Genomic DNA, 24,904 nt, shown 5'->3' with positions numbered 1-24,904 from the left:
GTCACAGTATTGTAAGCGTGGAGCGTTAGTTTTCATGGCAACCGTTAACCAGCTGGTGCGCAAACCGCGCAAGAGCAAGGTCGAAAAAAGTGATTCGGTGGCCCTTCAGGGCAACCCCCAGCGTCGCGGCGTATGCACCCGGGTGTATACCACGACCCCGAAGAAGCCGAACTCGGCCCTGCGCAAGGTCTGCCGTGTGCGCCTGACCAATGGCTATGAAGTCACCTCCTACATTGGTGGTGAAGGTCATAACCTGCAGGAGCACTCCGTGGTACTGATCCGCGGCGGTCGTGTAAAGGATCTGCCCGGTGTGCGTTATCACACCGTGCGCGGCACCCTGGACACCGCCGGCGTGAATGGTCGCCAGCAGCGCCGCTCCAAGTACGGCGCCAAGCGTCCGAAGAAGTAAGGTCGCTGGCAACGCTTTGCTGCGGCGTCATCGTGAGGCGTCCGTAGCACGGGTGAGAGCCCGAATTTGCTGCCGCAGTGCGCTCAGGCGCCCTGCGGCGCATTGGTAAGAAGCGCCGGTAAATCCGGCGTGGGGCAGGTGCCCCGTTCAGACTACCGTGAGCCAGAGGCTTGCGGCGGGATGAGTAAGGTCGGGCGGTGGTCTCCCAGAGCACACGGTCCCGGTTAACCCTGAAGCCTTCCCCGCCCTGCGGGGGTGTATGAGGAACACATCCGATGCCAAGAAGACGCGTCGCAGCAAAACGTGAAATCCTGCCTGATCCGAAGTTCGGAAGTCAGCTGCTGGCCAAGTTCATCAACCACGTTATGGAATCCGGCAAGAAGTCGGTGGCCGAGCGCATCGTATACGGTGCCCTGGACGTGGTGGAAGAGCGCAAGAAAGCCGAGCCGCTGGAATTCTTCGAGAAGGCCCTCGACGCCATTCGCCCGATGGTGGAAGTGAAGTCCCGCCGTGTGGGCGGTGCTACCTACCAGGTGCCGGTAGAAGTGCGGCCGAGCCGCCGTACCGCGCTGGCCATGCGCTGGCTGGTGGATTCCGCCCGCAAGCGTGGCGAGAAGAGCATGGCGGCTCGCCTGGCAGGCGAGATCCTGGATGCCGCTGACGGCAAGGGCTCCGCCATCAAGAAGCGTGAAGACGTGCACCGTATGGCGGAAGCCAACAAGGCGTTCTCGCACTACCGTTTCTGATCGGCTCCATCTTTGTAACCGGCCTGATGTCAGGCCGGTTTTTGAATTCGCAGCATGACGCGAGGATAGCAACGTGGCACGCAAGACTCCTCTGAATCGCTACAGAAATATCGGTATCAGCGCTCACATTGACGCTGGCAAGACCACCACCACCGAGCGGATCCTGTTCTACACAGGCGTATCCCACAAGATCGGTGAAGTGCATGATGGCGCGGCCACCATGGACTGGATGGAACAGGAACAGGAGCGGGGTATCACCATTACCTCTGCGGCCACGACCTGCTTCTGGAGTGGCATGGCCAAGCAGTTTGACGAGCACCGCATCAATATCATCGACACCCCCGGGCACGTGGATTTCACCATTGAGGTGGAGCGCTCCATGCGTGTACTGGACGGTGCGGTGATGGTGTACTGCGCTGTGGGCGGTGTACAGCCGCAGTCCGAGACCGTATGGCGTCAGGCCAACAAGTACCAGGTGCCGCGTCTGGCGTTCGTCAACAAGATGGACCGCACTGGCGCCAACTTCCTGCGTGTTGTTGAGCAGATGAAGACTCGCCTGGCGGCCAATCCGGTGGTCATGCAGCTGCCGATCGGTCAGGAAGAGAACTTCAAGGGCATCGTCGACCTGGTCACCATGGAAGCGGTGTACTGGAACGAAGAAGACATGGGTGTGACCTTCGATCTGAAGGAGCCGCCGGCAGAGATGGCTGACCAGGTTGCGGAGTACCGCGAGAAGCTGGTCGAGAGCGCTGCCGAGTCTGACGAAGAGATGATGGAAAAGTACCTCGGCGGCGAAGAGCTGACCCCGGAAGAGATCTACAAGGCGTTGCGCGGTCGCGTGCTGGCGGGTGAGATCATTCCGGCGTTCTGTGGTACGGCTTTCAAGAACAAGGGTGTGCAGGCGCTGCTGGATGCGGTCGTGCGCTACATGCCGGCCCCGGATGATGTTGAATCCATCCGTGGTGAGCTGCTCAACGGTGAGCCGGCCGAGCGTCATTCCTCGGACAACGAGCCGTTCTCTGCTCTGGCGTTCAAGATTGCCACCGACCCGTTTGTGGGCTCGCTGACGTTCATTCGCTGCTACTCCGGTGTTCTGTCCTCGGGTGATACGGTGCTTAATGCCACCAAGGACAAGAAGGAGCGCGTGGGTCGTCTGCTGCAGATGCACGCCAACAGCCGTGAAGAGATCAAGGAAGTCCGTGCGGGCGATATCTGCGCCTGCGTGGGCATGAAAGACGTCACCACCGGTGAAACCCTGTGTGCGCTCGACAAGCCGATCATTCTCGAGCGTATGGAGTTCCCGGAGCCGGTGATTTCTGTGGCCGTGGAGCCGAAGTCCAAGGCAGACCAGGAAAAGATGGGTCTGGCACTGAGCCGTCTGGCTCAGGAAGATCCGTCCTTCCGCGTGCGCACCGACGAAGAATCCGGGCAGACCATCATTTCCGGTATGGGTGAGCTGCACCTGGAGATCATCGTTGACCGCATGAAGCGCGAGTTCAACGTAGAAGCCAATATTGGTGCGCCGCAGGTGGCTTATCGCGAAACCATCACCAAGTCTGTCGAGGCGGAAGGCAAGTTCGTCAAGCAGTCGGGTGGTCGTGGTCAGTACGGTCATGTGCGGGTGCGCTTCGAGCCGCTGGGTGCGGACTCTGAAGACGCCTTCATCTTCGCCGAAGAAATTCACGGTGGTGTGGTGCCGAAGGAATACTTCGGTGCTATCGAGAAGGGTATTCGCGAGCAGCTGCAGTCTGGTGTGCTGGCAGGCTTCCCGGTGCTGGGCGTGAAAGCGGTCCTCTACGATGGTTCCTACCACGAGGTGGATTCCAACGAGAACGCCTTCCGTATGGCCGGTGCACTGGCGGTGCGTGAAGGTGCGCGCGGTGCTGGCATCGTGCTGCTCGAGCCGATGATGAAGGTCGAGGTAGAGACACCGGAAGACTACATGGGCGACATCATGGGTGACCTGAACCGTCGCCGTGGCATCGTTCAGGGCATGGAAGATCTGCATGGCGGCATCAAGCAGGTGCGTGCAGAAGTGCCTCTGGCGGAGATGTTCGGCTACTCCACATCGCTGCGTTCGGCTTCCCAGGGCCGTGCGACCTACAGCATGGAGTTCATCCGCTATGCGGAAGCACCGAACAACGTGGCAGAGCAGGTGATCAAGGCCCGGGGTTGATCCCCGGGCTTCACCCTCACTGAATTTGGACAAGACTTGAGTCGAAGAGGATACAGATCGTGGCAAAGGCAAAGTTTGAACGTAGCAAACCGCATTTGAACGTAGGCACCATTGGTCACGTTGACCATGGCAAGACCACGCTGACGGCAGCCCTGACGAAGGTCTGTCACGAAGCGTTCGGTACTGGCGAAGCGCGTGCGTTCGACCAGATCGACAACGCTCCGGAAGAGCGTGCCCGCGGTATTACCATCGCTACCTCTCACGTTGAGTACGACTCCCCGACGCGCCACTACGCGCACGTTGACTGCCCGGGTCACGCTGATTACGTGAAGAACATGATCACCGGTGCGGCGCAGATGGACGGCGCGATTCTGGTGGTATCGGCTGCCGATGGCCCGATGCCGCAGACCCGCGAGCACATCCTGCTGTCCCGTCAGGTTGGCGTTCCCTACATTGTCGTGTTCCTGAACAAGGCCGACATGGTAGACGACGAAGAGCTGCTGGAACTGGTTGAGATGGAAGTGCGTGAGCTGCTGAGCGCCTACGACTTCCCGGGCGACGACACCCCGATCATCAAGGGTTCTGCCCTGAAGGCGCTGGAAGGTGACCAGTCCGAGATTGGCGCCCCGGCGGTCCAGAAGCTGGTAGAGACCCTGGACGAGTACATTCCTGAGCCGGAGCGTGCCATCGACGGCGCCTTCCTGATGCCGATCGAAGACGTGTTCTCGATCTCTGGTCGCGGTACCGTGGTGACCGGTCGTGTAGAGCGCGGCGTGGTGAAAGTGGGCGAGGAAGTGGAAATCGTCGGCATCAAGGACACCGTCAAGACGACCTGTACTGGCGTTGAGATGTTCCGCAAGCTGCTGGACGAAGGTCGTGCGGGCGAGAACGTGGGCGTGCTGCTGCGTGGCACCAAGCGTGACGACGTTGAGCGTGGCCAGGTGCTGTCGAAGCCGGGCACGATCAAGCCGCACACCGGTTTCGAAGCCGAAGTATACGTGCTGAGCAAGGAAGAAGGCGGTCGTCATACCCCGTTCTTCAACGGCTATCGCCCGCAGTTCTACTTCCGTACGACGGACGTGACGGGTGCGTGTGACCTGCCGGAAGGCGTAGAGATGGTCATGCCGGGCGACAACGTGAAGATGACGGTGAAGCTGATCGCGCCGATCGCCATGGAAGAAGGTCTGCGCTTCGCGATTCGCGAAGGTGGCCGTACCGTGGGTGCTGGCGTGGTGGCCAAGATCCTCGAGTAAGCGAATCTGGACGAAAGTTTGGCCGGGGCATTGCCCCGGCCTTTCTTTCTCTATATAATTCGCGCCCTCTCGTCGGGACTTCTGCCTAGTAAGCGGGTTCCGCGCCGGTAACGGCACCTTCCAGGTTGGAAGGGCGAGAACAACCGGGGCATCGTTCCCGGGACTGATTTGCCACCCACCGCCTCCAGAAAGGAAGGGCGGGCGGGTTTTTTGCCATCTGAAGCATGGTTTGAACAGTCTGGAGCTAGTTAGCTATGGCTAACCAACGAATCCGAATCCGTCTCAAGGCGTTTGATCATCGTCTGATCGATCAATCTGCCCAGGAGATCGTGGATACGGCAAAGCGGACCGGCGCGCAGGTCCAGGGGCCTATTCCCCTGCCGACGCGCAAGGAAAAGTTTACGGTGCTGGTCTCTCCGCATGTGAACAAGGATGCGCGGGATCAGTACGAGATTCGCACCCACAAGCGCCTGGTGGACATCGTCGAGCCTACGGACAAGACCGTAGACGCGCTGATGAAGCTGGATCTGGCTGCTGGCGTGGACGTGCAGATCAGCCTGGGATAACGGCACGCTGCGCGCAGGCGTGGCAGGTTGTGAAGAGGTAGACAATGGCTATTGGTGTAGTCGGTCGGAAATGCGGAATGACCCGGGTGTTCAGCGAAGATGGCACCAGCATTCCGGTTACCGTTATCGAGGTGACTCCTAACCGGATCACCCAGATCAGAACCGAAGAGACAGACGGTTATCAGGGGGTGCAGGTCACCACTGGCGAGCGTCGTGCAAGTCGGGTTACCCGTCCGGCGGCCGGGCATTTCGCGAAAGCGGGTGTCGAGGCTGGTCGTGGCATCTGGGAATTCCGTGCTGAGCCGGGTGAGCTGGCTGCTGGTGGCGAGATCTCTGTTGAGATCTTCGAGCCGGGTCAGATTATTGATGTGACAGGCATTTCCAAGGGTAAGGGCTTCCAGGGCGTGGTCAAGCGCTGGAACTTCCGCACCCAGGATGCCACGCACGGTAACTCCTTGTCCCACCGTGCTCCGGGCTCCATCGGCCAGAACCAGACCCCGGGTCGCGTGTTCAAGGGCAAGAAGATGGCTGGTCACATGGGTGCTGAGCGCGTCACCGTCCAGAATCTGGAAGTGGTGCGCGTTGATGCCGAAAAGAATCTGCTGCTGGTCAAGGGCGCTGTGCCCGGCGCCACCGGTGCCGACGTGATCGTGCGCCCGGCAGTGAAGGCGAAGGCCTGAGAGAGGATATAGAGGATGAATCTCAATACTGCCTCTGGAGGAACAGTTTCTGTGTCTGAAGTCGCCTTCGGCAAAGACTTCAACGAGCCGCTGGTGCACCAGGTGGTTGTCGCCTTTATGGCTGGCGGCCGTCAGGGTAGCAAGGCACAGAAAACCCGTTCAGAAGTTAGCGGCGGCGGCAAGAAGCCGTGGCGTCAGAAGGGTACCGGTCGCGCTCGCGCCGGCACCATCCGCAGCCCGATCTGGCGCAGCGGTGGTGTGACCTTTGCGGCCAAGCCGCGGGATTACGAGCAGAAGGTGAACCGCAAGATGTACCGCGGCGCCCTGCAGTGCATCCTGTCCGAGCTGGTGCGTCAGGAGCGTCTCGTTGTGGTTGACGAGTTTGCCCTGGATGCCCCGAAGACCAAGGCCCTGCAGGAAAAACTGAAGGCGCTGGGTCTGGACAACGTGCTGATTGTTGCTGATCAGGTGGACGAGAACCTGTTCCTGTCTGCCCGCAACCTGCCGCACGTCGACGTGCGTGATGTGCAGGGTGTGGATCCGGTCAGCCTGATCGCTTTCGAGAAGGTGCTCGTGACCGTGCCGGCTCTGAAGAAGCTTGAGGAGGCGTTGGCATGAACCAGGAGCGTATCTTCCAGGTCCTGCTTGCTCCCCACGTGTCCGAAAAGGCCAGCGTGGTGGCAGACAAGAACGGCCAGTATGTGTTCAAGGTGGCGCGCGACGCCTCCAAGCGTGAGATCAAGAAAGCTGTAGAGCAGCTGTTTGATGTCAAGGTCGAAGCGATTCAGACGCTGAACGTAAAGGGCAAGCGCAAGGTGTTTGGCCGGGTTCAGGGCAAGCGCAGCGACTGGAAAAAGGCTTACGTCTCATTGCAGGCGGGCCAGGACATTGATTTTCTGGCTGCTGAGTAGGGGTAACGAGTCATGGCTATCGTGAAGTGTAAACCTACTTCCCCGGGTCGCCGCTTTGTGGTCAAGGTGGTCAGTGAGGAGCTGCACAAAGGTGCGCCTTACGGTCCGCTGACCGAAAGCAAGACCCGGAATGGCGGCCGTAATAACAATGGCCGGATCACGACCCGTCACAAGGGTGGTGGTCACAAGCAGAAGTATCGGGTGATCGATTTCCGTCGCAACAAGGACGGAGTGGGCGCAGAAGTCGAGCGTCTGGAGTATGATCCGAACCGTTCTGCGCACATTGCACTGCTGAAGTACGCCGATGGCGAGCGCCGCTACATTCTGGCGCCCAAAGGCCTGAAGGCGGGTGACAAGGTGCGCTCCGGTCAGGATGCTCCGATCAAGCCGGGCAACGCGCTGCCGCTGCGCAACATCCCGCTGGGTTCCACAGTGCATAACGTGGAAATGCGCCCGGGCAAGGGTGGCCAGCTGGCGCGCTCTGCCGGTACCTCAGTGCAGGTGCTGGCGAAGGACGGCGAGTTCGTTACCTTGCGTCTGCGCTCCGGCGAGATGCGCAAGGTGCATGCTGAGTGTCGTGCGACCCTGGGCGAAGTCTCGAACAGCGAGCACAGCCTGCGGTCTCTGGGTAAGGCCGGTGCATCCCGCTGGCGTGGTGTGCGTCCGACGGTGCGTGGTGTGGCCATGAACCCGGTGGATCACCCGCATGGTGGTGGTGAAGGTCGTACCTCCGGTGGTCGTCACCCTGTGACGCCCTGGGGTGTGCCGACCAAAGGTCACAAAACCCGTACCAATAAGCGTACCCGCAAGATGATCGTTCGCGATCGTCGGGCGAAGTAACAGAGAGGACTAGGCTGTGCCACGTTCACTGAAAAAAGGTCCTTTTGTGGATCACCACCTTCTGAAGAAGGTGGAGGAAGCGGTAGAGAGCAACTCGCGTAAGCCGGTCAAGACCTGGTCGCGCCGCTCCATGATCATTCCGGAGATGGTCGGCATGACCATCGCGGTACACAACGGCAAGCAGCACGTTCCTGTGCTGGTGTCAGAACATATGGTTGGCCACAAGCTGGGCGAGTTCGCCCTGACCCGCAACTTCCGCGGGCACATTGTGGACAAGAAGTCCAAGCGGTAAGGGTGGGTGACGAGCATGGCGACAGAAGTTGCAGCCCGCCTTCGCGGGGCAAGAATCTCGGCGCAGAAGGCCCGTCTGGTTGCTGACCAGGTGCGCGGTCTGAAGGTTGAGCAGGCACTTAATGTGCTGGCGTTCAGCCCGAAGAAGGCGGCCAAGATTGTCAAGAAAGTGCTGGAGTCCGCAATCGCCAACGCGGAGAACAACGATGGCGCTGATGTGGATGAGCTGAAGGTGTCCACGATCTTTGTGGATGAGGGTATGTCGCTGAAGCGCATCAAGCCGCGTGCCAAGGGCCGCGCTGATCGCATCACCAAGCGCACCTGCCACATCACCGTCAAAGTGTCGGAAGGCGAGGAGTAATCAGATGGGTCAGAAAGTTCATCCGGTCGGCATTCGCCTGGGTATCGTCAAGGAGCACAATTCGCTCTGGTACGCGAACCCGAAGCACTACGCCGACTATCTGGTTACTGACCTCAAGGTCCGTGACTACCTGCACAAGCGCCTGAAGAACGCGTCGGTCAGCAAGATCAAGATCGAGCGTCCGAGCGAGAATGTACGTATCACGATCAGCACGGCACGCCCGGGCATCGTGATCGGCAAGAAAGGTGAAGATGTCGAGCGTCTGCGCAAGGACGTTGCCGAGCAGATGGGTGTGCCTGTGCACATCAACATCGAGGAAGTGCGCAAGCCCGACCTGGATGCCCGTCTGGTAGGTGACAACATTGCCGGTCAGCTTGAGCGCCGGGTGATGTTCCGCCGCGCCATGAAGCGCGCTGTGCAGAACGCCATGAAGGCGGGTGCTGAAGGTATCAAGGTGCAGGTGTCCGGTCGTCTGGGCGGTGCAGAGATCGCGCGTACCGAGTGGTACCGTGAGGGCCGTGTGCCGCTGCATACGCTGCGTGCGGATATCGACTACGCCAGCGTTCGTGCTGAAACCACCTACGGTACCATTGGTATCAAGGTGTGGATCTTCCGCGGGGAGATCCTGGGTGGCATGGAACAGGCGCAGGAAGAGAAGCAGGTCAAGGCGCCCAAAAAGCGTGGCCGTGGCTAAAGGGTAGCGAACGATGTTGCAGCCAAAGCGTACGAAATTCCGGAAAGTCATGAAGGGCCGTAACCGCGGCCTGGCACAACGGGGCTCCAAGGTGTCATTCGGCACCATCGGTCTCCAGGCTACTGGCCGGGGTCGACTGACCGCGCGTCAGATCGAAGCCGCTCGTCGTGCCATGACTCGTCACGTCAAGCGTGGTGGCAAGATCTGGATCCGGGTGTTCCCGGACAAACCGATCACCAAGAAGCCGCTTGAAGTGCGTATGGGTAAAGGTAAGGGTAGCGTCGAGTACTGGGTGGCTCAGATCCAGCCGGGCAAGATGCTGTATGAAATGGAAGGTGTGGCAGACGAAGTGGCCCGCGAGGCATTCCGTCTGGCCGCGGCGAAGCTGCCGGTCAGCACCCGTGTCGTGACTCGGACGGTGATGTAAGCCATGAAAGCAAGCGAGCTGAGAGACAAAAGTGTTGAGGAGCTGCAGGGCGAGCTCAATGGTCTGCTGGAGCAACAGTTCAAGCAGCGCATGAAGCAGGCATCCGGGCAGTTGTCGCAGACGCACCAGATCGGTGAAGTACGCCGTGATATCGCGCGTGTGAAGACCGTCCTCAAAGAGAAGCAGGGTAAATAGTCATGGCCGAAGCGAATCAGAAACTGAAGCGTACGGTGACCGGCAAGGTTGTCTCTAACAAGGGCGACAAGACCATCACTGTGCTGGTAGAGCGCCAGGTAAAGCATCCGCTTTACGGCAAGTTCATTCGTCGCTCCACCAAGCTTATGGCGCATGACGAGGACAACCAGTGCCGCGAGGGTGACCTGGTCACCATCGAGGAGTGTCGTCCGCTGTCCCGGCGTAAAACCTGGATGCTGGTCAGTGTGGTAGAGCAGGCTCAACAAGCCTGATCCGGCGTTGCTTTGGAGAGATAGACGATGATTCAGACCGAAAGCATGCTCGAAGTGGCCGACAACAGCGGCGCGCGCCGGGTCCAGTGCATCAAGGTGCTGGGTGGGTCACACCGCCGCTACGCCGGCATTGGTGACATCATCAAGGTCACTGTGAAGGAAGCGATTCCGCGTGGTCGCGTCAAGAAAGGTGACGTGATGAGCGCTGTAGTGGTGCGGACTCGCAAGGGCGTACGTCGCCCGGATGGTTCAGTAATTCGTTTCGACGAAAATGCCGCGGTCCTGTTGAACAACAACAAGGCGCCGATCGGTACCCGGATCTTCGGCCCGGTGACCCGGGAACTGCGTACCGAGCAGTTCATGAAGATCATCTCCCTGGCACCTGAAGTTCTGTAAAGGCGGGTGAGGTAATGCTCAAGATCAAGCGTGATGACGAAGTCATCGTAATCGCCGGTAAAGACAAAGGTAAGCGCGGCAAGGTCACGAAAGTCCTGACCAATGGTCGCCTGCTCGTCTCTGGCGTAAATATTGTCAAGAAGCACACGCGTGCCAATCCGCAGCGTGGGATTCAGGGCGGCATCATCGAGAAGGAAGCCAGCATCGAAGCGTCCAACGTTGCGATCTGGAATCCGGCAACCGAGAAAGCTGACCGCGTGGGCTTCCGGGTAGAGGACGGCAACAAGGTCCGGTACTTCAAATCCAATGGCGAAGTAGTCGGCGCCTGAGAGGTTGGGTGAAGCATGAGCACTCTGAAAGAAGTTTACGAGAAAGAGATCGTGCCGAAGCTCCTCAAGGAGTTTGGGTACAAGAACGTGATGGAAGTGCCGAAAATCACCAAGATCACCCTGAACATGGGTGTGGGTGAGGCTGCCCAGGACCGCAAGGCGATGGAGGGCGCACTGTCCGACATGACCGCGATCTCCGGCCAGAAGCCGATCGTGAACAACGCACGCAAATCCGTGGCGGGCTTCAAGATCCGTGAAGGCTGGCCGATCGGTTGCAAGGTGACTCTGCGTCGCCAGCGTATGTATGAATTTCTTGGCCGCCTGGTCGACGTGGCGATCCCGCGAGTGCGGGACTTCCGTGGTCTGAACGCCAAGTCATTCGATGGTCGTGGCAACTACTCCATGGGGCTGCGCGAGCAGATCGTGTTCCCGGAGGTTGAGTACGACAAGGTCGACAAGCTGCGTGGTATGGACATTACCATTACCACCACGGCGAAGACCGATGAAGAAGCCCGCGCGCTGCTGCGCGCCTTCAACTTCCCGATGAAAGGTTGAGAGAGAAGCATGGCTAAGGTCTCTATGAAAAACCGGGAGCAGAAGCGCGCCAAGCTGGTTGCCAAGTATGCTGCCAAGCGTGCCGAGCTCAAGGCGATTATCCGTGACCCGAATGCGGAAGCGGAAGCCAAGTGGGATGCCCAGGTGCAGCTGCAGAAGCTGCCCCGTGACTCCGCCCGTACCCGTCAGCGGAACCGCTGCCGGATCACCGGGCGTCCGCACGGTGTATACCGCAAGTTCGGCCTGGGTCGTAACAAGTTGCGGGAAGCCGCCATGCGCGGTGACGTACCGGGCCTGGTGAAGTCCAGCTGGTAAGACGCCCGCAAGGGCATGAGTAGCGGAGCGACAGCAGCATGAGCATGCAAGATACCCTGGCGGATATGTTTACCCGTATTCGCAATGCGCAGATGGCAAACAAGGTCTCGGTAGACATTCCGTCTTCCACTAGCAAGGTGGCCATTGCCAAGGTGCTGCAGGATGAGGGTTATATCGGTGACTATCAGGTAGGCGGCGACGACAAGAAGCCGACCCTGACCATCGAGCTGAAATATTTTGAAGGCCGCCCGGTGATCGAGAAGATCAAGCGGGTGAGCTCCCCTGGTCTGCGCATCTACAAGGGCGCCGGTGAGATTCCGAAGGTGAAAGGCGGTCTGGGCGTGATGATCGTTTCCACCAACCAGGGCTTTATGACCGATCGCGCAGCACGCAAGGCCAATGTTGGCGGCGAGCTGATTTGCGAAGTGTCCTGACGATAGCGGCATAAACGGGTTAGGTGCAGCAATGTCACGAGTAGCGAAAGATCCTGTAAAACTGCCGCAGGGCGTCGATGTCAAGATCGACGGCCAGAACGTCACCGTCAAGGGTAGCAAAGGCTCCCTGGAACACACGGTGCACGAACTGGTGACTGTGGCTGTAGAAGACGGCGTGATCACGTTCCGTCCGGCGAAAGAAGCACAGCAAGCCTGGGCTCTGGCCGGTACGACACGCGCGCTGCTTCAGAATATGGTGACTGGCGTGTCCGCTGGCTTCGAGCGCAAGCTTGAGCTGGTAGGCGTTGGTTATCGTGCCCAGGCGCAAGGCAAGGTTCTGAACCTGTCTCTTGGTTTCTCCCACCCCGTGGCTTACGAGCTGCCGGAAGGTGTGACCGCAGAAACCCCGACGCAGACAGAAATTGTCCTCAAGGGTGTCGACAAGCAGCTGGTTGGCCAGGTGGCCGCCAATGTACGTGGCTTCCGCCCGCCTGAGCCGTACAAGGGTAAGGGCGTCCGTTATGCCGGCGAACAAGTTCGCCGCAAGGAAGCCAAGAAGAAATAACCGTCGAGACTGAAGTCATGAAAGACAAAAGAGAAGCACGTCAGCGCAGAGCGAAACGCACCCGGATGAAGATTCGCGAGTTGGGTGAGTTCCGTCTGTGTGTAAATCGCACGCCGCGCCACATGTATGCTCAGGTGACTACGGCGGCAGGCGACAAGGTGTTGGCTACGGCTTCCACCGTCGAAAAGGATCTGCGTGGCAGCGCGACCGGCAACGCCGACGCCGCTGCGGCGGTGGGCAAGCTGATCGCCGAGCGGGCCAAGGCAGCTGGCGTTGAGCGCGTCGCCTTTGATCGTTCCGGCTTCAAATACCATGGCCGGGTGAAGGCGCTGGCCGATGCGGCGCGTGAAAACGGGCTTGAATTCTAAGGGTACTGGTTATGGCGAAGGTTGATCCCAACGAAGGTCTGCAGGAAAAGCTGGTTCAGGTGAACCGGGTTGCCAAGGTGGTCAAGGGTGGCCGTATCTTCGGCTTTACCGCGCTGACCGTGGTGGGCGATGGCAAAGGCAAGGTCGGCTTCGGCCGCGGCAAGGCACGTGAAGTGCCGGCTGCCATCCAGAAAGCGCTGGAAGCTGCCCGCCGCAACATGATTCATGTTGACCTGGACGGCAGCACCATCCAGCACCCGATCAAGGCTCGCCATGGCGCCTCCAAGGTGTACATGCAGCCGGCCTCTGACGGTACCGGTGTGATTGCCGGTGGTGCGATGCGTGCGGTGCTGGAAGTGGCCGGCGTGCAGAACGTTCTGGCCAAGTGCTACGGTTCCACCAATCCGGTGAACGTGGTGCGGGCAACCTTCGAGGGTCTGCGTGCGATGTCCTCCGTTGAAGCGGTGGCGGCGAAGCGCGGCAAGACCGTGGAAGAGATTCTGAACTAAGCGAATTAACCGGAAGCAGAGCGATGGCGGCTAACAAGATCAAGGTAACCCAGACGAAGAGCACCGCGGGCCGGCTGGAAAAGCACAAGGCCTGCGTGCGTGGTCTCGGCCTGCGCCGGATCGGCCACACGGTTGAGGTTGAAGATACTCCTGCGGTACGCGGCATGATCAACAAGGTCTCGTACATGGTTCAGGTTGAAGGAGAGTAATGATGCGCCTGAATGAACTGAGCCCCGGCGCCGGTGCGCGCCCGTCCGGCAAGCGAGTAGGTCGTGGTATCGGCAGCGGTCTGGGCAAGACCGGTGGTCGTGGTCACAAAGGTCAGACGTCCCGGTCTGGCGGCACTGTGAAGCCCGGTTTCGAGGGTGGTCAGATGCCGCTGCAGCGTCGTCTGCCGAAATTCGGCTTTACGTCGCGCAAGGCCATGACCACTGCTGAAGTGCGTCTGTCCGAGCTGGCAGCGGTAGACGGTGACGTGGTGGATCTGGACAGCCTGAAGAAGGCCAACATCATCCGTCGCGACATGACCCGCGCCAAGATCGTACTCAGCGGTGAGCTGGATCGTGCTGTGACTGTGCGCGGCGTCATGGTGACGCGTGGTGCACGGGCGGCGATCGAGCAGGCCGGCGGTAAAATCGAGGAATAATACAGGCAGCCCATCATGGCCAGGAATCGTGCACAGACACTGAACCAGAATGCCCCGGACAGCACCGCAATGCGGACGCTGTGGCGGCGTATCGGGTTCCTGCTGGGTGCTCTGGTGGTGTTCCGGATTGGCGCGCACATACCGGTGCCGGGGATCAACCCGGACGCCATGGCGCGCCTGTTTGACCAGAACCGTGACACTGTCTTGGCGATGTTCAACATGTTTTCCGGTGGTGCACTGGAGCGCATGAGCATCTTTGCCCTGGGCGTGATGCCGTATATCACGGCCGCCATCGTGATTCAGTTGCTGACGGCGGTGAACCCCACCCTGGAGCAGCTGAAGAAGGAAGGCGAGCAGGGGCGCCGCAAGATTACCCAGTACACCCGTTATCTGACGGTGGTGCTGGCGCTGGTGCAGTCCTTCGGTGTTGCCGCCGGTCTGTATAGCCAGAATGTGACCCTGGTGGCTGAAAACGCCGCCACGATGGAAATCGCGTCTTTCTATTTTGTCGCGGTAACCTCGCTGGTCACGGGTACAGTGTTTCTGATGTGGCTGGGTGAACAGATCACCGAGCGCGGTATCGGTAACGGTATTTCGATGCTGATTTTCGCCGGTATCGTAGCGGGGCTTCCGGGCGCCATCGCGCAGACGTTTGAAGCGTCGCGCCAGGGCGAGCTGAACCTGCTGATCATGCTGCTGGTCATGATTGTGGCGGTGGCTGTGGTCTACGCGGTGGTGTTCTTCGAGCGCGGCCAGCGACGGATCACGGTGAACTACGCCCGTCGGCAGCAGGGTCGCCGCATGTACGCCGCCCAGCAGAGCCATCTGCCGCTGAAGGTCAACATGGCGGGTGTGATCCCGGCGATCTTCGCCAGCTCGATCCTGCTGTTCCCGGCGTCTATCGCCCAGTGGACAGGCGGTACCGGTGATGGCTGGTGGGCGAACGCAATGCGTGCGACCACCGATGCACTGATGCCCGGGTCGCCGCTGTATATCCTGCTGTTTACGCTGGGTATTGTGTTCTTCTGCTACTTCTATGCGGCGTTGATGTTCAACCCGAAAGATGTGGCGGATAACCTGAAGAAGTCGGGTGCGTATATCCCGGGGATTCGTCCGGGTGAGCAGTCCGCGCGTTACATTGATACGGTCATGGGTCGTCTGACCCTGGTAGGTGCCACCTACATGACCCTGGTGTGCCTGCTGCCCCTGTTCCTGCAGGGCATCTGGAACGTGCCCTTCTACCTGGGTGGTACGTCCCTGCTGATCGTGGTTGTGGTGGTTATGGACTTCTGGGCTCAGGTCAACGCCCAGCTGATGTCCACCCAGTACGAGAAGCTGATGAAGAAGGCGAACATGAAAGGCTATGGCGGCACCGGTCTGGTGCGCTAACGAGTAGAGGCGAGAGCAATGAAGGTTCAGGCGTCAGTCAAGAAGGTGTGCCGTAACTGCAAGATCGTTCGCCGTAAGGGGCGGGTGATGGTGATTTGCAGCGCCGAGCCGCGGCACAAGCAGCGTCAGGGCTGATTCGGCGGCCCCGAGGGGTCCCGGAATCAAGGTTAAGTTGAAAATATGTCGGTCTGCCGCTACCATGCGGCGCTTTTCCGGGCCTCTGGCCTGCACCGGCATTGAACAGTTGCGTTAAGCGGAGAAATTTGGATGGCCCGTATAGCAGGCGTAAACATCCCGGACAACAAGCATGCGGTAATCTCGCTGACCTACGTCTTCGGGGTTGGCCGTACCACTGCACAGAAGATCTGTGCTGCCAGCGGCATTGCGCCGACCGCCAAGATCCGTGAGCTGTCTGAAGAGCAGCTGGACGTGATCCGTGGCGAAGTGGCCAAACTGTCGGTGGAAGGTGACCTGCGCCGGGAAGTGAGCATGAACATCAAGCGTCTGATGGACATGGGTTGCTACCGGGGCATTCGCCACCGTCGTGGTCTGCCACTGCGTGGCCAGCGTACCAAGACCAACGCCCGGACCCGTAAGGGCCCGCGTAAACCGATCCGCAAGTAAACTGAATTCGGGTAGGCATCATGGCAAAGTCAAAGAAAGACAGCGGCGCTCGTCGCAAGAAGGTTACCCGGACGGTGGCGGACGGGATTGCGCACGTACACGCGTCCTTCAACAACACCATCATCACCATCTCTGATCGTCAGGGCAATGTGCTGTCCTGGGCGACCTCGGGTGGTGCCGGTTTCCGTGGTTCGCGCAAAAGCACCCCGTTCGCAGCCCAGGTGGCCGCAGAGAACGCGGGTAATGCCGCCAAGGACTACGGTCTGAAGAATCTGGAAGTGCGGGTCAAGGGCCCGGGTCCGGGTCGTGAATCCTCGGTGCGTGCGCTGAATGCCTGTGGTTACAAGATCACCAGCATTTCTGACGTCACACCGATTCCGCATAACGGCTGCCGGCCGCCGAAAAAACGCCGCGTGTAACGGGAGTTAGAGCAAGATGGCAAGATACATCGGTCCCAAGTGCAAGCTTTCCCGTCGTGAAGGCACTGATCTGTTTCTGAAGAGCGGTATTCGCCCTCTGGATTCCAAGTGCAAGGCGGAACAGGCGCCCGGCCAGGCTGCTGCCAGCCGCCGCATGGGTCGTCTGTCCGATTACGGCGTGCAGCTGCGCGAAAAACAGAAAGTGCGCCGTATGTACGGTGTGCTGGAGAAACAGTTCCGCGGCTATTACAAGAAAGCCGCTCGTTCACGCGGTGCCACCGGCGAAGTGCTGCTTCAGCTGCTGGAAGGCCGTCTGGACAATGTTGTATACCGTATGGGCTTCGGTGCCACCCGCTCCGAGGCGCGCCAGCTGGTGAGCCACCGTGCGATCCTGGTCAATGGCCAGATCGTTAATGTGGCATCCTACCAGGTGCGTCCGGGTGACGTGGTTTCCGTGCGTGAGAAGGCCAGAAACCAGTTGCGCGTGAAGAACGCCATGGACCTGGCCCAGCAGCGTGGTTTCGCCAGCTGGATTGAAGTGGACGAGAAAAAACTCGAGGGGACTTTCAAGGCCCTGCCCGAGCGCATCGACCTGCCGGCCGAGATCAACGAGAACCTGATCGTCGAGCTGTATTCCAAGTAAGGACAGCCTGAGGGAGCCCTATGACCGCCGTGAACGACTTTCTCACGCCTCGCTCGATCGCGATCAACGCGATCAGCCCAACACATGCCAAGGTCGTGCTCGAGCCTCTGGAGCGTGGTTTCGGCCATACCCTGGGCACGGCGCTGCGCCGCATCCTGCTGTCCAGCATGCATGGGGCTGCGATCACCGAGGTGGAAATCGACGGGGTCCAGCACGAGTACTCCTCCGTCGAGGGCGTTCAGGAAGATGTGATCAACATCCTCCTGAACCTCAAAGGTGTGGCACTGCGCCTGAACGACCGTGGTGAAGCCAACCTGGAACTGGCCAAAAAAGGGCCGGGTGTTGTCACTGCTGCCGATATTCAGCGCGATCACAGCGTCGAGATCGTCAACCCTGACCACGTGATCTGCAACATCACTGGTGACACCGAGCTGAAAATGAAGCTCAAGGTGACCTCCGGTCGTGGCTATGTGCCGGCAGATGCGCGCGTTAGCGAGGACGACGAGACCCGTGGTATTGGCCGTCTGCAGATTGATGCGAGCTACAGCCCTGTCATGCGTGTGGCCTATGTGGTGGAAGCTGCCCGGGTTGAACAGCGCACTGACCTGGACAAGCTGGTCATCGACCTCGAAACCAACGGGACGATTGACCCGGAAGACGCGATTCGCAGTGCTGCCACCATTCTGCAGCAGCAGATCGCGGTATTTGTGGACCTCGAGCAGGACCGCAAACCGGAGCCGAAACAGGAGCGTGAGGAAGTTGATCCGATCCTGCTGCGTCCGGTTGACGATCTCGAGTTGACCGTGCGTTCGGCCAACTGCCTGAAGGCTGAGAACATCTACTACATCGGTGATCTGGTTCAGCGCACTGAAGTAGAGCTGCTGAAGACCCCGAACCTGGGCAAGAAGTCCCTGACCGAGATCAAGGACGTTCTGGCCTCCAAGGGTCTGTCGCTGGGTATGCGTCTGGAAAGCTGGCCGCCGGCCAGCCTGCGTGACGACGACCGCCTGACCAGCAAACTGCGCTGAGAGGCGCTGGCACATTATCGATAGTCAAGCGGGCGTCGTGAGACGCCCCGAATGAAGGAATTGGAACCATGCGTCATCGCAAAAGTGGCAGAAAATTCAACCGGACCAGCGCACATCGCGCCGCGATGTTCCGCAACATGGCGGTGTCGCTGTTCGAACACGGTGCTATCAAGACGACCTTGCCGAGAGCCAAGGAACTGCGTCGTGTAGCCGAGCCCCTGATCACGCTGGCCAAGGAAGACTCCGTGGCCAACCGTCGTCTGGCGTTCTCCCGCACTCGCTCGAAAGAAGCCGTGGGCATCCTGTTCAACGAACTGGGCCCGCGCTACAAGAGCCGTCCGGGTGGTTACATGCGCGTCCTGAAGATGGGCTTCCGTGCCGGCGACAACGCGCCTATGGCGTACGTCGAGCTGGTGGATCGTCCGCAGGCTGGCGCTGCTGCCGAGACTGCTGAGGCCGAATAAGTCTCAGTAAAGGGCGCTGTGCAGGCGCCCATCGGCGTGAAATAGCGTCAAGACTGCGCTTCAAGACAGCACTTCAAGAAAAAGGCCGGGCACTCGCCCGGCCTTTTTCGTTTTTGTGATCTCCCGTCGTGCCTCTCCTGTCTGAGCTCCCTGTCTGACCTCCCCGAATGTTTCCCGGTATGCAACGCCGCTCGCGGCCGATGCGCCCGGCCTCACGGTCTGATGCCTGTGGCATCCCGTCGATCAACGCTGGCCGGAGTATGGCCTTGTTCGTGGCCGCCCTGTTCGCCCTAATCAGGACTAATGAAGGTCAGGACTCAGGAAGACGCGAGCGGACTACTGGAGACATCATCGTGATAACCGCAGCCGTAATGGATAACCGGCACCCCCTGGGCTATTTGCGCCACATGCTTCTGCTAAGCGTCGCTGTCACGATCCTGACGGGCTGCGGTGGCGGTGCTTCCGGTGGTGGGGGTGACGCACCGCCAGACCCCGCGGGCCCCTGTGAAAGCCAATGGGGCGATTTCGACTGGGACGGCAATAGCTGGTGCTGAGCTCAGCCTTGGTACAGGCCACAACACAAGGGAGTCAAGGCTCATGAATGGACAGCCAATTTGGTCAGCAGCGGTGCTTGCCCTGCTGTTGATGCCCGCGCTGAATGCCGGAGCGGCGGGCATGCCGCATATTTTCTCTCCCGGTGATCCGGCGCTGGCCGATGAGGTCAATGAGAATTTCGAGTACGCGGCCCCGCGCAACATCATCAACGTCAATCGGGTACCTGGTGCCAGCGATACGGTCAGTGGGAGCCTTCTGCTGGATGCGCTGGATCCGGCGTCTCTCTCAGCCATCAATGGCGCGCCGAGCGCCAGCAATCAGTATCTGGTCCGTCTGGCGCCCGGCGTTTTCAACATCGGTGGCAGCGCCGCGACGCTGTCGCCGCATGTCTATATTCAGGGGGCTGGCCCCGGTGCGACGCGCATCACTGGTAACGGGTCTAACACCGTGATATTGGCGAACAACTCCGGGGTCAGTGATGTGACGCTGGCCGCCACCGGTAGCGCCACGGGTGCGGCGCCACTGCGTGCCACGAGCATCGCCAATGCGAGCGTGACCAACGTCGAGATACTGGTAGGCGGCACGGGCACCTCGGTGCAGCCCGGAATAGCCGTAAGCGGCGCGTCGCTGCTGGTACGCAACTCGCGTATCCTGCACAACCTCAGTGGCAACACCCAGGCGTCGCTATCCATAGCGGGCAGTAATTCGGTGGTCAATATTGATGGTTTGCGCATCGATATGGCTGGCAGCAGTGCCACCACCGCCTATGCACTGGAAATGATCACGGGCAGCAATAACGCCATCAATGCCAGGAACCTGCGTGTTGTCGCGCACAATAATGGCGGCACACTGATGGGCGTGCGGCTGGGCGGTAGCAACCCGATCGTCAACCTGGATCAGACGCGCATTACCCTGACGGGGTCAGCCACGCGAGACCCCTTGTTTGTGGGGTCGTCCACGGCGCGCATCAATGTTAACCACTCAGTGCTGATCAGCGGCAATGGTGGCGCCAGCGATCATTTCTTGCGCCTGTCCGATGCCGGGGGCATTGTCCGGGTAGGCGCAAGTCAGCTGGGTTCTACCCATTACACGCACAGCGCAGGGGCGAGCGGCGTCAACGTCCAGTGCGTATACGTTTATGGCGCCAACTATACGACAGGCAGCTGCCAGGGCCCGCTTTTCTAGAGCATAACCATCGGTTGTCGCCCCGCCTCTTTCTGCCGATGTCGCTCAACGAGCGGCGCGGCGCTGAGCGAGGGCGGCGTTATTAACCGGGTTGTAGTAGCGGGCGATGATGCTGCGCCATCTGGCTGGATCGTCCGGACCGATCAGGCGCGCAGACCAGAGAATTGCCCCGCTTTCCACATCGATCACTGCGGCGTCGATCACCGCATCGGCGGTAGCATTGAAACCTCTGGCGCCGGTACCAAAAGAATGGGAAATGGCGTCAGCGATCTGGCTGCTGGTGGCACTGCCGCGGGTCAGCCTCCAGCCCCGATGGCGTGTGATCATCAAACAGCAGTGTTGATCAGGCAATATGGCTCGCAGGTCATCGTCAAGGGATACCTGCTCCACTTGGGTAGGTGCCCCGAGGTCCTTGCTGGCAAAGGGGTTCGCGCTTTGCCCCCTGCGTAGCTGTTCTACCTGGACTTCGTCTGCCCAAATGGCGGCGTGCAGTGCCGCAACAGGTGCTGCATGGTCTTCGGAGTAGGGCAGGTAGCTTTGCGTGAAGCCGTAGGCGTTCCCGTGTCGCTCCACAGTTTCCCAAAAATCCAGGCCGGCGTGCTCCATGCGTGTAATACGCTCCAGAACCTCGCCGTTACCCGCACGGACTTCCGTGACAAAATCGGGTTCCAGTACGACCAGAGTATTCAGTTCGGCCAGCACGGCCTGGTCTTCCGGAAATGAGGGATGGTCCTGAACACAGATTTCGTTGCAACTCATGTTCTCGGACAGGTTGCCGAGCCCCTGGCAGCCGCCCAGGAGTACGAGGCCGCCAATTACGGGCAGCACAGTTCGGATATGAAATGACATGATGATCCCCATAGCGTGTATCTGACAGCAGCCCCCGGTTCTCCCCGCCGGGGGCTGTTCAGTGTAGCGTCGAGTGGCGCTGATGGGTATAGAGGCGATAGCGTGTTGCGCCGCTCAGGCCTGCTTCTTGCGTCTGGAAGGAGATGCCGCCGGCAGCATACCTTTCAGAAAGCGCCCTGTATGACTGCCCTTGGCCTTTGCCACGTCCTCCGGCGTACCTTCGGCGATGATCTGCCCGCCACCGTCGCCCCCTTCGGGGCCCAGGTCCACGACCCAGTCCGCTGTCTTGATCACGTCCAGGTTGTGTTCGATCACGACGATGGTGTTGCCGTGGTCGCGCAGACGGAACAGCACGGTCAGTAGCTGCTGGATGTCATGAAAGTGCAGCCCGGTGGTGGGCTCGTCGAGGATGTAAAGCGTCCGTCCGGTGTCCCGCTTGGACAGCTCCCGCGCCAGCTTGACCCGTTGTGCTTCACCGCCGGAAAGCGTGGTAGCGGCCTGTCCCAGAGTGATATAGCTCAGGCCCACATCCATCAGTGTCTGCAACTTGCGCGCCAGCGCCGGGACTGCGTCAAAGAATTCCCGAGCGTCCTCGACCGTCATTGCCAGCACCTCATAGATGCTGCGGCCCTTGTAGAGAATCTCCAGCGTTTCCCGGTTGTAGCGCTTGCCGTGGCAGACCTCGCAGGGCACGTAGATATCTGGCAGGAAATGCATCTCGACCTTGATGACGCCGTCGCCCTGGCAGGCTTCGCAGCGGCCGCCGCGTACGTTGAAGCTGAAGCGGCCCGCCTTGTAACCCCGTGCACGGGCTTCCTGGGTGCCGGCGAACAGGTCCCTGATTGGCGTGAACAGGCCGGTGTAGGTAGCCGGGTTAGAGCGCGGTGTGCGGCCGATGGGGCTCTGGTCGATATCGATGACCTTGTCGAACTGATCCATGCCGTCAATGTGCGAATGGGCCGCCGCTCGCAGGGTGGTGGCGCCATTGAGTTCCGTGGCGGCGACGGGATAGAGCGTGTTATTGATCAGTGTGGATTTGCCAGACCCGGAGACGCCGGTCACACAGGTAAACAGCCCGAGAGGCAGCTTCAGGGTGACATCCTTGAGATTGTTGCCGGTGGCGCCTTCCAGGGTCAGCCAGCGACCGTCCGGTTTGACCCGGTTGGCCGGGATGGCGATCCCCTTGCGGCCGGACAAATAATCGCCGGTGAGTGATTTGCGATTCGCGGCAATCTGTTTGGCCGTACCCTGGGCAATCACTTCGCCACCGTGCACACCGGCCCCGGGGCCGATGTCGATGACATGGTCGGCGCCGCGGATGGCATCTTCGTCGTGTTCCACCACCAGTACGGTGTTGCCGAGGTCGCGCAGGCGCGTCAGGGTTTGCAGCAGGCGCTCATTGTCGCGCTGGTGCAGCCCGATGGAGGGTTCGTCCAGCACATACATGACGCCGACCAGGCCGGCCCCGATCTGTGAGGCCAGGCGGATACGCTGGGCTTCGCCGCCCGACAGAGTGTCGGCATTGCGTGCCAGGGACAGGTAGTCCAGGCCCACGTTGACCAGGAACTGCAGGCGCTCGCGAATTTCCTTGAGAATCTTGTCGGCGATCTCGCCCCGGTGGCCTGGCAGTTTCAGCTTGCCGAAATAGTCGCTGGCCTTGCCCACCGGCAGGCGCACGACATCCGGCAGGTTGCGGCCGTTGATAAACACATGGCGAGCAGATTCCCGCAAACGCGAGCCGCCGCAGTCCGGGCAGTCCGAGGTGCTCAGGAAGCTGGCCAGGTCCTCACGGACGGCGTCGGATTCGGTATCGCGGTAGCGCCGTTCCATGTTCGGGATGATGCCTTCGAACGGATGCTTGCGCTTGACGATATCGCCGCGATCATTGAGATAGCGGAACTCCACGGTCTCGTTGCCAGTGCCATGGAGTATCTTGCGGCGTACGGTTTTCGGCAGCTTGTTGAACGGTGTATCGATGGCAAAGCCCAGGTGGCTGGCCAGCGATGTCAGCATCTGGAAATAGTAGACGTTGCGACGATCCCAGCCACGAATAGCGCCTTCGGCCAGGGAGGCGGAGGGCTGGATGACCACCTTGTCTTCATCAAAGAACTGCTTGACGCCCAGGCCGTCGCAGGTCGGGCAGGCGCCCGCTGGATTGTTGAAGGAAAACAGCCGTGGCTCCAGTTCCGGGATGCTGTAGCCGCAGTGTGGGCAGGCGAAGCGTGCAGAAAAGACGACCTCGGCATCATGGCCTTCCATCGGTGCGATCACGGCGATGCCGTCGGCCAGCTCCAGTGCCGTCTCGAAGGATTCGGCCAGACGATTCTGCAGGTCGGCGCGTACCTTGAAGCGATCTACAACGACTTCGATGGTGTGCTTCTTCTGCTTGTCGAGTTCCGGCACATCGTCCAGATCGGTGACGCGGCCATTAACGCGCGCACGTACGAAACCCTGCGCACGCAGTTGATCGAACAGATGCAGGTGTTCGCCTTTCTTGTCGCGCACGACAGGCGCGAGCAACATCAACTTGCTGCCCTCGGGCATGGCCAGCACCTGGTCCACCATCTGGCTGACGGTCTGGGCGGCCAGCGGTGCGTCGTGTTCGGGGCAGCGTGGCTCACCGACACGGGCGTAGAGCAAGCGCAGATAGTCGTAGATTTCGGTAATGGTACCGACCGTGGAGCGCGGGTTATGGCTGGTCGATTTCTGCTCGATGGAAATCGCGGGCGACAGGCCTTCGATATGATCGACATCGGGCTTTTCCATCATCGACAGGAACTGCCGTGCGTAGGTGGACAGCGACTCCACATAGCGGCGCTGTCCCTCGGCGTACAGTGTGTCGAAGGCCAGTGATGACTTGCCCGAGCCGGACAGCCCGGTGATCACCACCAGCTTGTCGCGAGGGATATCGAGGTCGACGTTCTTCAGATTGTGCGTGCGCGCGCCACGCACCAGGATCTTGTCCATGGGCATCCGGTACTGGTCAAAATGACAGGGTAGTATAAGGAATCGTTCAGCCTAGTGACAGGCATGTGAGGATCAGGAGAGTGCCGGGTTGTGGTGACAGAATATGGCAGCAGTGTCGGACGTTACCCCGGTGCGGGCGAGGGCACCGGGGAGGCAGGAGGTCAGAGGTTTTCCTGGGCCCAGTTCACCGCCTGCAGGCGGTTGGAGGCGTTGATTTTCTTGAAGATGTTGTAAATGTGCGTCTTGATGGTATGCGGGCTCAGGTTGAGTGAGCGGGCAATGTCTGAATTCTTGGCCCCGGTGGCCATGACCTTGAGCACTTCGACCTCGCGGTCCGTCAGGTTGACCTCGCTGCGCGAGAAGGTCTTGTTGAAGGCCCGGCTCTTCATCAGATACTGCTGCAGCACCTTGCGCGGCAGCCACAGTTCGCCCTCGAACATGGCCCGGATGCCCTTGAGCAACAGATCCTGCGGGCAGTCATGCAGGAAGCCGCCGTTGACCATTGGCAGGCCAGCGAGGCGTGACAGGGAGTCTTCCTCGTCCACGTTGAATACCGCAATGAACAGGTCGGTATCGATTTGCGGATCGATCTCCAGCAGATGCGCGATGGTGTCGTTAATGTCGATGGTGCTGAAGTCCACCAGGAACAGGGCCTGGCCCACCTGATCGAGTTCCTCGGCGGTCACATCCTGGATGCGCTTGAGGCTGCGGGCGCTGACGTCCTGTTTGCCCAGGAACTCCGCCAACAGCGAGTTCTGCAGCTGTTGGCCGCCGGCCACGTATACCTGATGTTCACTGACGAAGGGGGGCATCTGTCTTCTTTCCCTGTTTCTCTAATTATCG

General features: G+C 60.1%; 36 protein-coding genes. 33 read left to right on the top strand and 3 right to left on the bottom strand.

The features are described from left to right. The first annotated feature begins 34 nt into the window (after nt 1-34). From rpsL to DKW65_RS14955, 33 genes are all read left to right on the top strand, one after another. Nucleotides 35-409: a 30S ribosomal protein S12 gene (gene rpsL / locus DKW65_RS15120; RefSeq protein WP_111658267.1), complete on the top strand. Its 375-nt coding sequence runs from the start codon at nt 35-37 to the stop codon at nt 407-409. A 275-nt stretch (nt 410-684) separates the two neighbouring features. Continuing rightward, the gene (rpsG, locus tag DKW65_RS15115; protein ID WP_111658266.1) at nt 685-1,155 is read left to right on the top strand and encodes a 30S ribosomal protein S7; all 471 of its coding nucleotides are present in this window, start codon (nt 685-687) and stop codon (nt 1,153-1,155) included. Between the two features lie 73 nt (nt 1,156-1,228). Next, entirely contained in the window at nt 1,229-3,331 is a 2,103-nt protein-coding gene (gene fusA, locus DKW65_RS15110) for an elongation factor G (protein ID WP_111658265.1), read from the top strand. 59 nt (nt 3,332-3,390) lie between these two features. Then, nucleotides 3,391-4,584: an elongation factor Tu gene (gene tuf, locus DKW65_RS15105; protein ID WP_111658264.1), complete on the top strand. Its 1,194-nt coding sequence runs from the start codon at nt 3,391-3,393 to the stop codon at nt 4,582-4,584. Nucleotides 4,585-4,838: 254 nt separating this feature from the next. Next, nucleotides 4,839-5,150: a 30S ribosomal protein S10 gene (gene rpsJ, locus DKW65_RS15100; protein WP_008739947.1), complete on the top strand. Its 312-nt coding sequence runs from the start codon at nt 4,839-4,841 to the stop codon at nt 5,148-5,150. 44 nt (nt 5,151-5,194) lie between these two features. Further along, a complete protein-coding gene (gene rplC / locus DKW65_RS15095) occupies nt 5,195-5,830 on the top strand; it encodes a 50S ribosomal protein L3 (RefSeq protein WP_111658263.1) in 636 nt (211 codons plus the stop codon). 15 nt (nt 5,831-5,845) lie between these two features. Then, nucleotides 5,846-6,448 (top strand): 50S ribosomal protein L4, encoded by a 603-nt coding sequence (gene rplD / locus DKW65_RS15090; RefSeq protein WP_111658262.1) that lies wholly within the window; start codon nt 5,846-5,848, stop codon nt 6,446-6,448. Continuing rightward, complete coding sequence (gene rplW / locus DKW65_RS15085) at nt 6,445-6,741, top strand: 50S ribosomal protein L23 (protein WP_111658261.1); 297 nt, start codon at nt 6,445-6,447, stop codon at nt 6,739-6,741. The genes rplD and rplW overlap by 4 nt, the downstream gene beginning before the upstream one ends. 12 nt (nt 6,742-6,753) lie before the next feature. Further along, a complete protein-coding gene (rplB, locus tag DKW65_RS15080; RefSeq protein ID WP_111658260.1) occupies nt 6,754-7,581 on the top strand; it encodes a 50S ribosomal protein L2 in 828 nt (275 codons plus the stop codon). A 16-nt stretch (nt 7,582-7,597) separates the two neighbouring features. Beyond that, complete coding sequence (gene rpsS, locus DKW65_RS15075; protein WP_111658259.1) at nt 7,598-7,873, top strand: 30S ribosomal protein S19; 276 nt, start codon at nt 7,598-7,600, stop codon at nt 7,871-7,873. Nucleotides 7,874-7,888: 15 nt separating this feature from the next. Further along, nucleotides 7,889-8,233, top strand: a complete 345-nt coding sequence (gene rplV / locus DKW65_RS15070) for a 50S ribosomal protein L22 (protein ID WP_111658258.1) — start codon at nt 7,889-7,891, stop codon at nt 8,231-8,233. Nucleotides 8,234-8,237: 4 nt separating this feature from the next. Then, entirely contained in the window at nt 8,238-8,927 is a 690-nt protein-coding gene (rpsC, locus tag DKW65_RS15065; protein ID WP_111658257.1) for a 30S ribosomal protein S3, read from the top strand. A 13-nt stretch (nt 8,928-8,940) separates the two neighbouring features. Next, a complete protein-coding gene (rplP, locus tag DKW65_RS15060) occupies nt 8,941-9,354 on the top strand; it encodes a 50S ribosomal protein L16 (protein ID WP_111658256.1) in 414 nt (137 codons plus the stop codon). A 3-nt stretch (nt 9,355-9,357) separates the two neighbouring features. Further along, nucleotides 9,358-9,549, top strand: coding sequence for a 50S ribosomal protein L29 (gene rpmC / locus DKW65_RS15055; RefSeq protein ID WP_111658255.1), 192 nt, complete (start codon nt 9,358-9,360; stop codon nt 9,547-9,549). Nucleotides 9,550-9,551: 2 nt separating this feature from the next. After that, complete coding sequence (gene rpsQ / locus DKW65_RS15050) at nt 9,552-9,821, top strand: 30S ribosomal protein S17 (protein WP_111658254.1); 270 nt, start codon at nt 9,552-9,554, stop codon at nt 9,819-9,821. A 27-nt stretch (nt 9,822-9,848) separates the two neighbouring features. Then, on the top strand, nt 9,849-10,217 hold the full coding sequence (rplN, locus tag DKW65_RS15045) for a 50S ribosomal protein L14 (protein ID WP_111658253.1): 369 nt from the start codon (nt 9,849-9,851) through the stop codon (nt 10,215-10,217). Between the two features lie 14 nt (nt 10,218-10,231). Then, complete coding sequence (gene rplX / locus DKW65_RS15040; RefSeq protein ID WP_111658252.1) at nt 10,232-10,546, top strand: 50S ribosomal protein L24; 315 nt, start codon at nt 10,232-10,234, stop codon at nt 10,544-10,546. Between the two features lie 15 nt (nt 10,547-10,561). Then, nucleotides 10,562-11,101, top strand: a complete 540-nt coding sequence (gene rplE, locus DKW65_RS15035) for a 50S ribosomal protein L5 (RefSeq protein ID WP_111658251.1) — start codon at nt 10,562-10,564, stop codon at nt 11,099-11,101. A gap of 9 nt (nt 11,102-11,110) precedes the next feature. Continuing rightward, nucleotides 11,111-11,416, top strand: a complete 306-nt coding sequence (gene rpsN, locus DKW65_RS15030; RefSeq protein ID WP_111658250.1) for a 30S ribosomal protein S14 — start codon at nt 11,111-11,113, stop codon at nt 11,414-11,416. A 38-nt stretch (nt 11,417-11,454) separates the two neighbouring features. Then, the gene (gene rpsH / locus DKW65_RS15025) at nt 11,455-11,850 is read left to right on the top strand and encodes a 30S ribosomal protein S8 (protein ID WP_111658249.1); all 396 of its coding nucleotides are present in this window, start codon (nt 11,455-11,457) and stop codon (nt 11,848-11,850) included. A 31-nt stretch (nt 11,851-11,881) separates the two neighbouring features. Continuing rightward, entirely contained in the window at nt 11,882-12,415 is a 534-nt protein-coding gene (gene rplF, locus DKW65_RS15020) for a 50S ribosomal protein L6 (RefSeq protein ID WP_111658248.1), read from the top strand. A gap of 17 nt (nt 12,416-12,432) precedes the next feature. Then, nucleotides 12,433-12,783 carry a 50S ribosomal protein L18 gene (gene rplR, locus DKW65_RS15015; protein ID WP_111658247.1) on the top strand — a complete coding sequence of 117 codons (351 nt, stop codon included), beginning with the start codon at nt 12,433-12,435 and terminating at the stop codon, nt 12,781-12,783. Between the two features lie 11 nt (nt 12,784-12,794). After that, on the top strand, nt 12,795-13,292 hold the full coding sequence (gene rpsE, locus DKW65_RS15010; RefSeq protein WP_111658246.1) for a 30S ribosomal protein S5: 498 nt from the start codon (nt 12,795-12,797) through the stop codon (nt 13,290-13,292). A gap of 23 nt (nt 13,293-13,315) precedes the next feature. Continuing rightward, nucleotides 13,316-13,501 carry a 50S ribosomal protein L30 gene (gene rpmD, locus DKW65_RS15005; protein ID WP_111658245.1) on the top strand — a complete coding sequence of 62 codons (186 nt, stop codon included), beginning with the start codon at nt 13,316-13,318 and terminating at the stop codon, nt 13,499-13,501. Nucleotides 13,502-13,503: 2 nt separating this feature from the next. Further along, nucleotides 13,504-13,938, top strand: a complete 435-nt coding sequence (gene rplO, locus DKW65_RS15000; protein WP_111658244.1) for a 50S ribosomal protein L15 — start codon at nt 13,504-13,506, stop codon at nt 13,936-13,938. Between the two features lie 15 nt (nt 13,939-13,953). Continuing rightward, nucleotides 13,954-15,327, top strand: a complete 1,374-nt coding sequence (gene secY / locus DKW65_RS14995) for a preprotein translocase subunit SecY (RefSeq protein ID WP_111658243.1) — start codon at nt 13,954-13,956, stop codon at nt 15,325-15,327. Nucleotides 15,328-15,345: 18 nt separating this feature from the next. Beyond that, nucleotides 15,346-15,462: a 50S ribosomal protein L36 gene (gene rpmJ / locus DKW65_RS14990; RefSeq protein ID WP_008740001.1), complete on the top strand. Its 117-nt coding sequence runs from the start codon at nt 15,346-15,348 to the stop codon at nt 15,460-15,462. Nucleotides 15,463-15,594: 132 nt separating this feature from the next. After that, a complete protein-coding gene (gene rpsM / locus DKW65_RS14985) occupies nt 15,595-15,951 on the top strand; it encodes a 30S ribosomal protein S13 (RefSeq protein WP_111658242.1) in 357 nt (118 codons plus the stop codon). A gap of 20 nt (nt 15,952-15,971) precedes the next feature. Continuing rightward, entirely contained in the window at nt 15,972-16,370 is a 399-nt protein-coding gene (gene rpsK, locus DKW65_RS14980) for a 30S ribosomal protein S11 (protein WP_111658241.1), read from the top strand. A 16-nt stretch (nt 16,371-16,386) separates the two neighbouring features. Next, a complete protein-coding gene (gene rpsD / locus DKW65_RS14975; RefSeq protein WP_111658240.1) occupies nt 16,387-17,013 on the top strand; it encodes a 30S ribosomal protein S4 in 627 nt (208 codons plus the stop codon). Nucleotides 17,014-17,033: 20 nt separating this feature from the next. Further along, the gene (locus DKW65_RS14970) at nt 17,034-18,041 is read left to right on the top strand and encodes a DNA-directed RNA polymerase subunit alpha (RefSeq protein ID WP_111658239.1); all 1,008 of its coding nucleotides are present in this window, start codon (nt 17,034-17,036) and stop codon (nt 18,039-18,041) included. 68 nt (nt 18,042-18,109) lie between these two features. Continuing rightward, complete coding sequence (gene rplQ, locus DKW65_RS14965) at nt 18,110-18,505, top strand: 50S ribosomal protein L17 (RefSeq protein WP_111658238.1); 396 nt, start codon at nt 18,110-18,112, stop codon at nt 18,503-18,505. A 597-nt stretch (nt 18,506-19,102) separates the two neighbouring features. Next, nucleotides 19,103-20,245 (top strand): hypothetical protein, encoded by a 1,143-nt coding sequence (locus DKW65_RS14955; RefSeq protein ID WP_162925905.1) that lies wholly within the window; start codon nt 19,103-19,105, stop codon nt 20,243-20,245. Between the two features lie 45 nt (nt 20,246-20,290). On the opposite strand, the gene DKW65_RS14950 is transcribed toward DKW65_RS14955, so the two are convergent. The 3 genes from DKW65_RS14950 to DKW65_RS14940 form a co-directional block, all read right to left on the bottom strand. Then, nucleotides 20,291-21,094, bottom strand: a complete 804-nt coding sequence (locus tag DKW65_RS14950; protein WP_162925904.1) for a hypothetical protein — start codon at nt 21,092-21,094, stop codon at nt 20,291-20,293. A 114-nt stretch (nt 21,095-21,208) separates the two neighbouring features. Next, nucleotides 21,209-24,061: an excinuclease ABC subunit UvrA gene (uvrA, locus tag DKW65_RS14945; protein ID WP_111658234.1), complete on the bottom strand. Its 2,853-nt coding sequence runs from the start codon at nt 24,059-24,061 to the stop codon at nt 21,209-21,211. Between the two features lie 161 nt (nt 24,062-24,222). Then, nucleotides 24,223-24,873 carry a response regulator transcription factor gene (locus DKW65_RS14940; protein ID WP_111658233.1) on the bottom strand — a complete coding sequence of 217 codons (651 nt, stop codon included), beginning with the start codon at nt 24,871-24,873 and terminating at the stop codon, nt 24,223-24,225. Nucleotides 24,874-24,904: the final 31 nt, after the last annotated feature.

The sequence above is a fragment of the Isoalcanivorax indicus genome (assembly GCF_003259185.1).
Taxonomy (GTDB): Bacteria; Pseudomonadota; Gammaproteobacteria; order Pseudomonadales; family Alcanivoracaceae; genus Isoalcanivorax; species Isoalcanivorax indicus.
The sequence above is the reverse complement of the archived record's forward strand: the minus strand, read 5'-3'. Positions and strand labels throughout refer to the sequence as shown.